Source organism: Labrys sp. WJW, assembly GCF_001676615.1.
GTDB lineage: Bacteria > Pseudomonadota > Alphaproteobacteria > Rhizobiales > Labraceae > Labrys > Labrys sedimenti.
In genome coordinates this window covers 61,117-73,636 of the sequence record NZ_LYXZ01000004.1, presented here as the reverse complement: position 1 = coordinate 73,636, position 12,520 = coordinate 61,117, and the positions used below count along the sequence as shown (strand labels likewise).

General features: G+C 62.1%; 8 protein-coding genes. 2 read left to right on the top strand and 6 right to left on the bottom strand.

All coding sequences use genetic code 11. The features are described 5' to 3' along the window. Positions 1 to 75 precede the first annotated feature (75 nt). On the bottom strand, positions 76 to 1,293 hold the full coding sequence (locus tag BA190_RS03485; protein ID WP_068282616.1) for an LL-diaminopimelate aminotransferase: 1,218 nt from the start codon (positions 1,291 to 1,293) through the stop codon (positions 76 to 78). Between the two features lie 136 nt (positions 1,294 to 1,429). After that, positions 1,430 to 1,807, bottom strand: coding sequence for a hypothetical protein (locus tag BA190_RS03480; RefSeq protein WP_068282613.1), 378 nt, complete (start codon positions 1,805 to 1,807; stop codon positions 1,430 to 1,432). A 165-nt stretch (positions 1,808 to 1,972) separates the two neighbouring features. On the opposite strand from BA190_RS03480, the gene BA190_RS03475 reads away from it, so the two are divergent. Both BA190_RS03475 and BA190_RS03470 read left to right on the top strand, forming a co-directional pair. Then, entirely contained in the window at positions 1,973 to 3,802 is a 1,830-nt protein-coding gene (locus tag BA190_RS03475; RefSeq protein WP_082979424.1) for a class I poly(R)-hydroxyalkanoic acid synthase, read from the top strand. 240 nt (positions 3,803 to 4,042) lie between these two features. Then, on the top strand, positions 4,043 to 5,707 hold the full coding sequence (locus BA190_RS03470) for an L-lactate permease (RefSeq protein ID WP_068282610.1): 1,665 nt from the start codon (positions 4,043 to 4,045) through the stop codon (positions 5,705 to 5,707). A 42-nt stretch (positions 5,708 to 5,749) separates the two neighbouring features. Here the strand turns inward: BA190_RS03470 and BA190_RS03465 are convergent, their stop codons facing one another. The 4 genes from BA190_RS03465 to BA190_RS03450 all read right to left on the bottom strand — a co-directional run bounded on the left by BA190_RS03465 (position 5,750) and on the right by BA190_RS03450 (position 11,877). Continuing rightward, entirely contained in the window at positions 5,750 to 6,535 is a 786-nt protein-coding gene (locus BA190_RS03465; RefSeq protein ID WP_068282607.1) for an inositol monophosphatase, read from the bottom strand. A gap of 54 nt (positions 6,536 to 6,589) precedes the next feature. Continuing rightward, positions 6,590 to 7,721 (bottom strand): peptide chain release factor 2 gene (prfB, locus tag BA190_RS03460; RefSeq protein WP_156771346.1). Its coding sequence is split into 2 segments (ribosomal slippage): positions 6,590 to 7,651 and positions 7,653 to 7,721, totalling 1,131 coding nucleotides; the frame shifts between segments, so codons are not numbered across the junction. 174 nt (positions 7,722 to 7,895) lie between these two features. Next, positions 7,896 to 10,304 carry a penicillin-binding protein 1A gene (locus BA190_RS03455; protein ID WP_068282602.1) on the bottom strand — a complete coding sequence of 803 codons (2,409 nt, stop codon included), beginning with the start codon at positions 10,302 to 10,304 and terminating at the stop codon, positions 7,896 to 7,898. Between the two features lie 250 nt (positions 10,305 to 10,554). Then, complete coding sequence (locus tag BA190_RS03450) at positions 10,555 to 11,877, bottom strand: N-acetylmuramoyl-L-alanine amidase (protein WP_245314532.1); 1,323 nt, start codon at positions 11,875 to 11,877, stop codon at positions 10,555 to 10,557. Between the last annotated feature and the right edge of the window lie 643 nt (positions 11,878 to 12,520).

Sequence of the window (12,520 nt, the reverse complement as noted above, 5' to 3'; positions counted from 1 at the left end):
TCACGATGGAGCGGGACCGGCACGGAATCTCACGCTCGTCGACAGGAACGCCGGTCTGAAGACCGGCACACCGGATCACGCAGACTTCGTGAGCGGCAGCACATTGTGCAGCGTCTGGTCTGCGCCTTCCATGAACTTGCGGATGTTGCGCGCCGCCTGGCGGATGCGCTGCTCGTTCTCGACGAAGGCGATGCGCACGAAATCGTCGCCATGCTCGCCGAAGCCGATGCCCGGCGCCACCGCAACCGAAGCCTTCTCGATCAGGAGCTTGGAGAACTCCACCGAGCCCAGTTCCTTGAACTTGGGCGGGATCGGCGCCCAGGCGAACATCGAGGCCGGCGGGGTCGGCACGTCCCACCCGGCACGGGCAAAACTCTCCACCAGGGCATCGCGGCGCTTGCGATAGGTCTCGCGCATTTCGGCGATGCAGTCTTCCGGCCCGTTCAGCGCCGCAGCGGCAGCGACCTGGATCGGGGTATAGGCGCCGTAATCGAGATAAGACTTCACGCGGGCGAGCGCCGCGCAGAGCCGCTCATTGCCGACTGCAAAGCCCATGCGCCAGCCCGCCATCGAGAAGGTCTTGGACAGGGTGGTGAATTCGACGGCAACATCCATCGCGCCCGGGATCTGCAGCACGGACGGCGTCGGCTCACTGCCGAAATAGATTTCCGAATAGGCCAGGTCGGAGAGTACGAACAGGTCGTTCGCCTTGGCGAAGGCGATCAGGTCCCGGTAGAAATCGAGGCTGGCGACGCAGGCCGTCGGATTGGCGGGATAGGAGACGATCACCGCAATCGGCTTGGGGATCGAGTGCTTCACAGCCCGTTCCGCCGAGCGGAAGAAATCCTCATTCGGCTCGGCCGGAACGGAACGGATGACGCCCCCCGCCATCAGAAAGCCGAAGGCATGGATCGGGTAGGATGGATTGGGACATAGCACCACGTCGCCGGGCGCGGTGATGGCGGTCGCCATGTTGGCGAAGCCTTCCTTGGAGCCGAGCGTGGCGACAACCTGGGTGTCGGGATTAAGTTTCACGCCGAAGCGGCGGGCATAATAATTGGCCTGGGCCTTGCGCAGGCCCGGAATGCCCTTGGATGCCGAATAGCGATTGGTGCGCGGCTTCTGGGCCGTCTCGATCAGCTTGTCGGTGATGAATTTCGGCGTGGGCAGGTCGGGGTTGCCCATGCCCAGGTCGATGATATCTGCGCCCTGCCCGCGTGCTGCCGCCTTCACCCGGTTGACCTGCTCGAAGACATAGGGCGGCAAACGGCGGGTTGAGTAAAAGTCGGACATGACGGTGCTTTCGCGCGACAGCGCATTCAGAGTTACGGGGAGCGAACCTCTAAATCATTTCGATGAATGATGGCAAAAGAAATGCCAAAAATCTGCGCCGGTCGTGAAAAATCGATCCACGACAATGCGATATCGATCATTGCGGCGGGAAAAAGCCGACATGCTTGCGCTGGGACGGCGGCACGCGCTTCTGGGCGACCTTGCGGTTGGCCTGCGCTCGGGCCTTGAGTTCCTCGGGGCTCGGCTGTCGGCCCGGCGTCGCCAGCAGGCTGGCCTCCAGCGCCTTGCGCTCGCTCATGGACAGAATCTGGTCGCTGCGCGGCGGCGGCAAAGCACCGATCCGCGGATAGACATTGGGCTGGCTCGTGCGGGATTGCGTCACGAAGGGCTGCGGCGTCGGCAACGGCCCCGAGGTCAGCCCGAGGCGCTTGCTGGTCTGGCCGGAGCCGCCGGCGCAGCTGGCAAGCCCGATGCCGGCCAATGCGGCGACGACGAGGAAGGAATGGATCCGCATGACGTTCTCGCAATTTCTCCCCTCTCTTATAGAGCGCCGGCCGATCGGCAAACAGGGAAAATCGATGAAATCACCGTCATGGTTCACAAAGCGATGCGAAGAAGCATTCACAGGAAGGAAAAACATGTTCTAATGAAGGGCCGTAAAGAGCCAAGATGGGGCGCGATGAAGAACGAGAAAAACTCCAATCCCCCTCCCTCGGCCGAGTCGCTGACCTCATTTGGACCGGTCGATATCGAGACGCTTGCCCGTAATATGGGGCGCGCGGTGGAGGAAGGCGGCAAGGCTCTGGCGGCCTATCTGCGCCCGCGGGAGGACGGCAGGGTCAAGAGCGACATCACCGAGGAGGTCGCCGACGCGGTCAATTCCATCGGTCATCTGGCGCAATATTGGCTGTCCGACCCGCAACGCGCCCTGCAGGCACAGACCAGCCTCGCCAGTGGTTTTATGTCCCTATGGACCTCCTCGCTGCAGCGCATGGCCGGCGAGGAAGCCAAGCCTGCCGCGGAGCCCGACCCCAAGGATGCCCGCTTTCGCGACCCCGAATGGAGCCAGAACCAGTATTTCGACCTGCTCAAGCAGGCCTATCTGATTACCAGCCGCTGGGCAGAGAAGCTTGTACACGAGGCCGACGGCCTGGAGCCACGCCTGCGCCATAAGGCCGATTTCTACGTGCGGCAGGTCTCGGCCGCGATCTCGCCGAGCAATTTCATCGCCACCAATCCTTCGCTCATTCGCGACACGCTGGCCGAGAACGGCGAAAACCTGGTGCGCGGCCTGGAAATGCTGAAAGAGGATATCGATGCCGGCGATGGCGATCTGAAGATACGCCAGTCCGATACCTCGAAATTCGAGGTGGGCGTCAATCTTGCCACCACGCCGGGCAAGGTGGTTTTCCGCAACGCCACCATGGAGCTGCTGCAATATACGCCGACCACGGCCAGCGTGCTGAAGCGGCCCATCCTGATCTGCCCGCCCTGGATCAACAAGTTCTACGTGCTCGACCTGACGCCCGAAAAGAGCTTCATCAAATGGTGTGTCGACCAGGGCCTGACCGTCTTCGTGATCTCCTGGGTCAATCCGGACGAGAAGCAGCGCAACAAAGGCTTCCTGGAATATATGAAGGAAGGGCCGGTCACAGCCCTCGATGAAATCGGCAAGATCACCGGCGAGAAGGAAGTCTCCGCCATCGGCTATTGCGTCGGCGGCACCCTGCTCTCGGTGACGCTGGCCTGGCTGGCTGCCAAGGGCGACACCCGCATAACCTCGGCCACCTTGTTCGCCACCCAGGTCGATTTCGACAAGGCCGGCGATCTCAAGGTCTTCGCCGACGAGGACCACATTCAATGGATCGAGAAAACCATGGCCGAGCACGGCTATTTTCCCGGTTCCAAGATGGCCGCCGCCTTCAACATGCTGCGCAGCCAGGAATTGATCTGGCCCTATCTCGTCAACAATTACATGCGGGGCAAGCAGCCCACACCTTTCGACCTGCTCTATTGGAATGCGGATGCCACCCGCATGCCCGAGAAGAACCACTCCTTCTATCTGCGCAATTGCTATCTGGAGAACAATCTCACGCGCGGGCGCATGGTAGTGGGCGACGAGACCCTCGATCTCAAGAAGGTGAAGATCCCGATCTATGAGCTGGCGACCCGCGAGGACCACATCGCCCCGCCCAATTCCGTCTTCATCGGTGCCCAGGCCTTTGGCGGGCCGGTGCGCTACGTCCTGTCCGGCTCCGGTCACATTGCCGGCGTGGTGAACCCACCTGCCCGCAAGAAATACCAGTACTGGCTCGGCGGCGCCGTCGCCGGCAGCTATGAGGACTGGTTGGAGGGAGCCACCGAACACCCCGGTTCCTGGTGGCCGGACTGGTTGACCTGGCTGAGGAAGCAGGCCCCCGAGGAGGTTCCCGCCGACAAGCGCAAGCCGGGCGGACGCCGCAAGCCTCTCGGCGACGCGCCGGGAAGCTATGTGCGCGTGAAGTCCTAAAGCGTTTTGTGATTTCTCGGAATCATCGAGAATCGCAAAGACGCGTCGGAACAAAGAGTTGGAGCAAACAAGCGTTCGCGTGTGAACGCGCTTTGCTCTAGGGCAAGACCGGACGCATCGTAAGGCCTTGCACATGCTTGCAGGGCCTATATTGATACCTGTCTTGATTTTACGGTCAAATCAGCAGAACTTCCGCATGGCATACCCCAACGATAAAAGTCGTAATCGGGAAGCCATCACATGTGGAACCAGATTTATAACCCTCTCGACAACGAAGTACTGTCCACCATCGCAGCTGCCATCCCTGCGGTAACCTTGTTAGTTCTGATCGCCAGCGGCAAGGTCAAGGCGCATATCGCGGCGGTGATCGCTCTCATCGTCGCCAATCTCATTACGATATTCATCTTTACCATGCCCGCGGGCCTGTCGATCCGGGCCTCCCTGCTCGGTGTCGTCACCGGCTTCTTCCCGATCGGCTGGATCGTTCTCAACGTGATCTATCTCTACCGCATCACGGTCGAGAGCGGCCGCTTCGAATTGCTGCAGCGAGCCATCGGCGGTGTCACCGAAGACAGGCGCCTGCAATTGCTGCTGATCGCCTTCTCCTTCGGCGCCTTTTTCGAAGGGGCTTCCGGCTTCGGCACGCCTGTTGCCATCACCGGCGCGATCCTCATCGGCCTTGGCTTCTCACCCTTGGCGGCTTCCGGCCTCTCCCTGATCGCCAACACCGCGCCGGTCGCCTATGGCGCCTTGGGTACGCCGATCCAGGGCTTGGCGTCGGTAACCGGGCTCGACCCCTATGTGCTGGGAGCCATGGTCGGCCGGCAATTGCCGCTGTTTTCACTGATCGTGCCCTTCTGGGTGATCGGCGCCTTCGCCGGCTGGCGGGGCATGATCGGGGTGTGGCCGGCCATCCTGGTCACGGGCATCTCCTTCGCCGTGCCGCAATTCCTGATCTCCAACTACATCAACCCCTGGATCGTCGACATCGGTGCCTCGCTGATTTCGATGGCCTGCCTGATCCTCTTCCTGAAGGTCTGGCAGCCCAAGGAGCTCTGGCTCTCGCCCGCCCTGCGCACCAACGATCCGTCAGCGGATCTGGCAAGACCTCGCACGGATGCCGATCGCAAGCCCTTGACGCAAGCCCAGCTCTGGGGGGCGCTGCTTCCCTGGATCCTGGTCTGCATCTTCATGCTGGTCTGGGGCACCGGCGCCTTCAAGACCTGGGCCAATGCCATCTTCTCCTGGAACTATCAGGTGCCGGACCTGCACAACCAGATCAACAAGGTGGCGCCCGTGGTGGCCAAACCCACGCCCGAAACCGCAGTGTTCGCCTTTACCTATCTCTCCTTCACCGGCACGGGCATGCTTCTGGCCGCCATCGTGTCGGGCCTGCTGATGGGGTTCTCGCCAGCCAAGCTGATCGCCGAATATGGCCGCACCATCAAGGTGTGCTCGATCTCGCTGATCACCATCTCGGCCATGCTCGCCATCGGCACGCTGACGCGCCTGTCGGGCGTCGACGCCACCCTTGGCCTCGCCTTCGCGGCGACGGGCGTGTTCTATCCCTTCTTCGGAACGCTGCTCGGCTGGCTCGGCGTCGCGCTGACGGGCTCCGACACCTCCTCCAACGTGCTGTTCGGCAATCTGCAGAAGATCACCTCGCAGCAATTGGGCCTGTCACCGGTGTTGATGGCGGCAGCCAACTCCTCAGGCGGCGTGATGGGCAAGATGATCGACGCACAGTCGATCGTCGTCGCATCCACCGCCACCAACTGGTACGGTCATGAAGGCACGATCCTGCGCTACGTGTTCATACACTCGATCGTCCTGGCCTGCCTGGTCGGCCTGTTCGTGACACTGCAGGCCTATGTCTATCCCTTCACCGCCATGGTGCTCGGGTGACATTGTCTCCAGGCCGGGGTGACAGCCGGCCTGGATCTCGGTTCAGCCGAGCAATTCCTGGAGAGCCGGATAGATGGCCGGCCCTCCGGCCATGATGGCATTGCCCTTCACCAGGCCGTCTTCGGCCAGGAAGTCGTTGGTCCGGCCGCCGGCGGCGCGGATAATGGCAATCGCGCCAAGGCAATCCCAGGAATTGATATGGGATTCGACATAGCCGAGCAGGCGGCCACAAGCGACATAGCACAGGCACAACGCCCCCGAGCCGTTGCGCTGATACATGCCGCCGGCATCGAGAAGGCGCGCCAGCACCGCCAGCACTTCGCTGGGCTTGATACGATTGTTGTAGCCGACGCTGACCACGCCATCGCTGAGAGCCCCGCCCTTGTGCGGCTCGATCGGCCGGCCGTTGAGCGTGGCGGGAGCGACCAGCCCGCCGGCAAAGAGCTCATCGTCCTTCGGCGCGTATACGAGGCCGAACTGCAATTCGCCGTCATAGACGAAGGCGATCGACACGCACCACGACGACAGGCCGCTCAGGAAAGGCTGGGTGCCATCGATAGGATCGACGACCCAGATCCCGCGCTTGTCGCCGACGCCGCTCGGCCCGGTCTCTTCGCCAAAGAAGCCATCCTCGGCATAGGATTCGGCGATACGCTTCTTGATGAGCAGTTCAGTCTGCAGATCGGCCTCGCTGACCACATCCTGCAAGCCCTTGCTCTTCACCGTCAAGCTGCCCAGCTCGTTGAAATAGCCAAGTGCCAGGGCACCGGCCTCCTTGATCAGGCCATGGGCAAAGGAATAGCGTTGATAGATCAGATGGGAACTCATCGGTAACTTGCTCGATTCAAAAGAAAAAAGCCGGGGTGGAACCCCGGCTTGTCACTAGTCGATATCCTCGACCGCATCGGGCCCGCCACCATAGACGCGCTGGGCCAGGGCGGACTTCATGAAGTCGTCGAGGTCACCGTCCAGCACATCGCCGGGCGTACCCGAGGTGTAGCCCGTGCGGGTATCCTTGACCATCTGATAGGGCTGCAGGACATAAGAGCGGATCTGATGCCCCCAACCGATATCGGTCTTGCCGGCATGGGTGGCCATGGCGGCCTCTTCGCGCTTCTTCAGCTCCGCCTCGTAAAGGCGGGCCTTCAGCATGGCCCAGGCCGTCGCACGGTTCTTGTGCTGAGAACGGTCCTGCTGGCAGGCCACCACGATACCCGAGGGAATATGGGTGATGCGCACCGCCGAGTCCGTCCGGTTGACGTGCTGTCCGCCAGCGCCCGAAGCACGGTAGGTATCGATGCGGCAGTCGGATTCATTGATCTCGATGTTGATCGAGTCGTCGATCACCGGATAGACCCAGACACTGGCGAAGGACGTATGCCGGCGGGCGTTGGAATCGTAGGGCGAGATGCGCACGAGGCGATGCACGCCCGATTCCACCTTGGCCCAGCCATAGGCCTTGGTTCCCTTCACCAGGATGGTGGCCGACTTGATACCGGCGGTTTCACCATCCGTGAAATCCATCAACTCCACCTTGAAACGATGCCGCTCACCCCAGCGCGTATACATGCGCAGGAGCATATTGGCCCAATCCTGGCTCTCCGTGCCGCCGGCGCCGGAATTGATTTCGATATAGGTATCGTTGTTGTCGGCCTCGCCGGAGAACAGAGCCTCGAACTGGCGTTCGACGACCTCGTTCTTCAAGGATTCCAATGCGGTCTGGGCCTCGTCGACGATCGACTCGTCGCCATCGGCTTCACCGAGTTCGGCAAGCTCGAGCGTTTCGTCGAGGTCCTTCTCGATGCGGACGAGCGACGACAACCGATCGTCGAGATCGGTACGCTCGCGCATCAGCTTCTGGGCCTTCTCGGCGTCGTTCCAGAAGTCAGGCTGTTCGGAGAGGTGGTTCAGTTCTTGCAGGCGGGCGTAGGAAGTATCCCAGTCAAAGATGCCTCCTCAGCAGTCCAGCAGACTGCTTGATTTCGTCCGCCAGGGACAGGATTTCAGCGCGCATGAAAGAATCGCCCGTTCGAGATTGGCAAAAGCATTTTCGAGAAAGGTCGACAGACTTTTCGCTTCAGAAAATGCGTCGAAACAAAGAGTTGGAGAAGAAGTTCGATTCGGAGAATTCGCACTTTACCCTCGCCGGGCTTCATATAGGCAAGCTGTTCGGCGAGGGAAAGGACAATCAGTAGAGATCACCCGTCCCCATCGAGACGGGCCCGCCACCGCCGCCCTCCGAGCCACCGCTGCCAGAACCGATGACAGTGTAGTTGTCGGGCGGTGCCGTGCCGGGCTTGAAGGCTTCCAGGATGGCGCCGCCACCATCCGAACGCATGCCGGTCTTGCGGTCGATACGGATCAGCTTGATGCCGGGCGGCACGCGGAAGGGCACGGGTGCCTTGTCGGCCAGGGCCGTCTTCATGAAAGTGCCGAAAATCGGCGCCGCCAGGCTGCCGCCCGTGACCTTGTTGCCGATATGGCGCGGCGTGTCGTAGCCGACATAGAGGCCGCAGACGAGGTCGGGCGAATAACCGATGAACCAGGCATCCTTCTCGTCGCTGGTGGTGCCAGTCTTGCCGGCAATCGGGCGATTGAGCGAACGCAGCGTCTGGGCCGATCCGTGCTGGATCACGCCTTCCAGCATTGAGGTGACCTGATAGGCCGTCATCGGATCGAGCACCTGCTCGCGCGGATCGAGCAGCTTGGGTTCGTCCTGATTGCTCCAGTCGTCGGCATTGCAGCCCTGGCAGATCCGCTCGTCATGCTTGTAGATGGTCTTGCCCCAGCGGTCCTGGATGCGGTCGATCAAGGTCGGCTTGATCAGGCGGCCGCCATTCTCGAGCATGCCATAACCGGCAACCATGCGCATCACGGTGGTGGTGCCGGCGCCGAGTGCGCCCGACAGATAGGACGGCAGGTCGTCATAGACGCCGAAGCGGCGGGCATATTCGGCGATCAGCGGCATGCCGACGTCCTGGGCGAGCCGAACCGTCATGACGTTACGCGAATATTCGATGCCGAAACGCAAGGTCTGCGGGCCGTAGAACTTGTTGGAGTAGTTGGACGGCCGCCAGGTCTCGCCATTGCCCTGGTTGATTTCGATCGGCGCGTCCATGACCACGGAGGCCGGCGTATAGCCATTGTCGATGGCGGTAGCATAGACGAAGGGCTTGAAGGAGGAGCCGGGCTGGCGCTGCGCCTGGGTGGCGCGGTTGAACTCGCTCTGGTCGAAGGAAAAGCCCCCCACCATGGCGAGCACACGGCCGGTATAGGGATCCATCACCACCATGGCGCCGGAGATTTCGGGGATCTGGCGCAGGCGGAAGGTGCCGTCGGTCTTGGGCTCGACATAGATGATGTCGCCGACCTTCAGGATCTGGCTGACCTTGCCGACCCGGCTGCGTGCCCATTTCACGCCATCCAGATTGACGGTGCCGGTCGGGCGTTCGGTGGAGATCGAGCCGAAACGGTCCAGCGGCGGCTGCAGGCCGATGCGGGCGGAGTTGTCGCCGGCATCGAGGACGATGGCGAGTTGCCAGGGCTTGATGTCGCTCAGGCGCTTTTCCGCACCCAGTGTCACGCCCCAGTCCTCGCCGAGGTCGACATTCTTGACCGGGCCACGGAAGCCGCCGCGCTCGTCGAAGCGCACCAGTCCGGCCACCATGGCATCACGCGCCAGGCGCTGGAGCTTCGGATCGAGCGTGGTGCGTACCGACAAGCCCCCTTCATAGAGCTTGTCCTCGCCATAGCGCTCGGCGATCTCGCGCCGGACTTCCTCCGTGAAATAATTGGCCGCGTAGCTCTGGGCGCCTTCGAAGGAACGCGGCGTCACGGCCAGGGGCTCCGCCTGGGCCTTCCGCCCCTCCTCCTTGGAGATGTAGCCATTGGAAACCATCTGGTCGATCACCCAATTGCGTCGACCGACGGCCGCATCGTGATTGCGGATCGGATTGTAGTTGTTCGGCCCCTTCGGCAGGGCGGCGAGATAGGCGACCTGGGCGACGCCGAGTTCGTCGACCGATTTGCCGAAATAATTGAGGGCAGCGGCGGCCACGCCGTAATTGCCCATGCCCAGATAGATCTCGTTCAGATAGAGCTCGAGGATCTTGTCCTTGGAATAGGTCTGCTCCATCCGCAGGGCCAGGATGGCCTCCTTGATCTTGCGCACGATGTTCTGGTCGGGCGCGAGGAAGAAGTTCTTGGCGACCTGCTGCGTGATGGTCGATGCCCCCTGCTGGCGGCGGCCCTTATGCGTGACATTGGCAATCAGCGCGCGCAGCACGCCCTTGGGGTCGATGCCGACATGATTGTAGAAATCATTGTCTTCCGCCGACATGAAAGCGTGGATCAGGAGCGGCGGCATCACCTCGATCGGCAGATAGAGGCGGCGCTGGCGGGCATATTCGGCCAGGAGCGCGCCATCGCCCGCGTGCACGCGGGTCATGACCGGTGGTTCGTAATCCTTGAGCGCTGCGGTATCGGGCAAGTCGCGTGTGTTGGCCCAGACATAGAGGGCCACGAACGATCCCCCGACAAGGAACAACATCGATGCCGTTGTGAACAAAAATCCAAGGAACCGAACGAAAAGTCTCATCACAACGCTTTCATCGGCAATATCTTCCCTGCCCTGCCATTGCCGGGTTTGGGCCAAAGCCGTTCGTTTTCATACCGGCAGCCCCGGCACATTCGTTTGACATCTAACATGCCAGGCCAGTCGAACCCAAGCGCGGCAACTGCACCTCGACGCTTTTGCAGGGCTTTTGTGGAGAAACTGCGGCTCCCCCGCAACATGCCTGTGCAAGACCCCTGCGGGAACCCGTTCTGCGAAAGCCGCGACCGAATGTTCAGGGCGTTGCCGGCGCAGAACCGCTGGAGGCTGCCGGCTGGTTGGCGCGGCGCTGCTGGAAGAAGCCATCGATCGCCGTCACGACGGCATCGGCCGCCCGGTTGCGCCAATCATCGGAGGTCAGGAGCTTCACGTCGTCCCGGCTCGACAGATAGCCGAGCTCCAGCAGCACCGAGGGAATGTCGGGAGCCGTCAGCACCTTGAAGCCAGCCGAGCGGTGCGGGTTCTTGTTCAGCGTGGCTGCGGCCTGGAACTGGTCGATCAGGACCTTGGCAAAGCCGTTGGAGAAGGATTTGGTTTCGCGCCGCGTGAGGTCGATCAGGATATCGGCGACATCGCCAGGCTCCGATGCAAGGTCAACGCCCGCGATCGCGTCGGCCTTGTTCTCCTGCTCGGCATAACGAGCCGATTCGGCATCGGAGGCCCGGTCCGAGAGCGTGTAGATCGTAGCTCCCCTGACGCCGAACGGATCGTGCAGGGTGTCGGCATGCACCGAGATGAACAGCGAGGCGCGGTTGGCGCGTGCGAACTGCACGCGGCCGGCCAGCGAGATGAAGGTATCGCCGTCACGGGTCAGCACGGCCCGGTAGCGCCCCGTCTCGTTGATCTTGTCGGCGAGCCGTTTGGCGAATTCAAGCACGATGGTCTTTTCCTGCTCGCCGGATTTGGAGGTCGCACCCATGTCGATGCCGCCATGGCCGGGATCGACCACGACCACGGGCCGGCCGGGCTGGCTTTCCGGCAGGAGCGGCGGCGAGGACGGCTGCGGGTGCGCACTCATGTCCGAACTCTTCTGGCTCGCGGCCGTGCGCAGGAAGGCAGCCCTGTCCGTCTTGACGAGATCGATCACCAGCCGCGCTGGCTGATCGTCCAGCGCGTCGAGGAGGAAGGATTTGTCCACGGCTGCCGGCTCGGTCAGGTCCAGGACGATGCGGGATTTCCCGGGCGCGATCAGGCCGAACCGATAGGCGCTCACCACGCCGCGCCCCTGCTTGCCGGTCTCCGGCGGCATGCCAAACTCGATCTGCGGCAGATCCACCACCACGCGATAGGGATCGGGCAACACGAAGACGCGGAAATTCAGCTCGTTCACGGAACCGTGAAGATCGACGATCAGGCGGGTGCGCTTGTCGTCACCCGCCAGCCTTGCGTCACTGGCCGTCAGGGACGACGACGCCACTGCCGCGGGTGGCGGTGTCACTGCGGGTTCGGCCGTGGCAGGGGGTGCAACGGGACCTTGGGCGGCATGGCTCATCTGGGCCTGCCCCATCCCTAACAAGACCAGCATGCCAATCGCGGCGAGCCTCATTCCGCCCATCATCTCCAGTTTTCCCGCCGAACACGGCTGTCACGCCTGCCGGTGCCCGGCATATCGAAATTCCGCCTGGCATGCCCGGCCGCGGCTCCCCGTCCGCGGAAAGGCTGGGTCCGGCGCGAAATCCGGCCTTGCCAATATCCGCTTGGAAGTGGCGAAACAATGATGAAGGCCTCGAAGGGTATCTCCGACGTTAACGCAGACCCGATGTTCTGCGTGTCCTTCCTGCAACAGCCAACGGAAATCCTTGCCAAATCGAACAAGAACTCGATAAAACGAATTTGCTCTCGAATGGTTCTCCGACCATGCCGAATTCGAGCATCAGAATGGTCCCTGCAGACCGGTTGCGCCGTGAAAGCGTGACGATCGTATGCGGTGCCGGCCAAGCCGAGGTTATCCGGCTGCTGATGTGTCCTTAGAGGATAAGGAGAATCACGGGTGGCGTGCGGATCGCCCAGCGATCCGGATCGGCGCGAGCGCCGGTCGGATATCCCGTCCCGCCCATCGACCGAGAGCGCCGTCCCGGGAGCAGTCCCGAGACCCGAACCCGGTGATGGAGCGATGCAAACAACAGCATCCCCCGGACGTCGAGAAGTGATGCAGCGTGCACTCCCCGAGCGGTTTGCACGAACACTGCCGCTTTCGCCTT

What these genes read in the sequence shown, in the direction of transcription:
- BA190_RS03455 (WP_068282602.1), bottom strand. Translation starts at nt 10,304, where the DNA reads ATGAGACTTTTCGTTCGGTTCCTTGGATTTTTGTTCACAACGGCATCG.
- BA190_RS03480 (WP_068282613.1), bottom strand. Translation starts at nt 1,807, where the DNA reads ATGCGGATCCATTCCTTCCTCGTCGTCGCCGCATTGGCCGGCATCGGG.
- BA190_RS03450 (WP_245314532.1), bottom strand. Translation starts at nt 11,877, where the DNA reads ATGATGGGCGGAATGAGGCTCGCCGCGATTGGCATGCTGGTCTTGTTA.
- BA190_RS03465 (WP_068282607.1), bottom strand. Translation starts at nt 6,535, where the DNA reads ATGAGTTCCCATCTGATCTATCAACGCTATTCCTTTGCCCATGGCCTG.
- BA190_RS03475 (WP_082979424.1), top strand. Translation starts at nt 1,973, where the DNA reads ATGAAGAACGAGAAAAACTCCAATCCCCCTCCCTCGGCCGAGTCGCTG.
- BA190_RS03485 (WP_068282616.1), bottom strand. Translation starts at nt 1,293, where the DNA reads ATGTCCGACTTTTACTCAACCCGCCGTTTGCCGCCCTATGTCTTCGAG.
- BA190_RS03470 (WP_068282610.1), top strand. Translation starts at nt 4,043, where the DNA reads ATGTGGAACCAGATTTATAACCCTCTCGACAACGAAGTACTGTCCACC.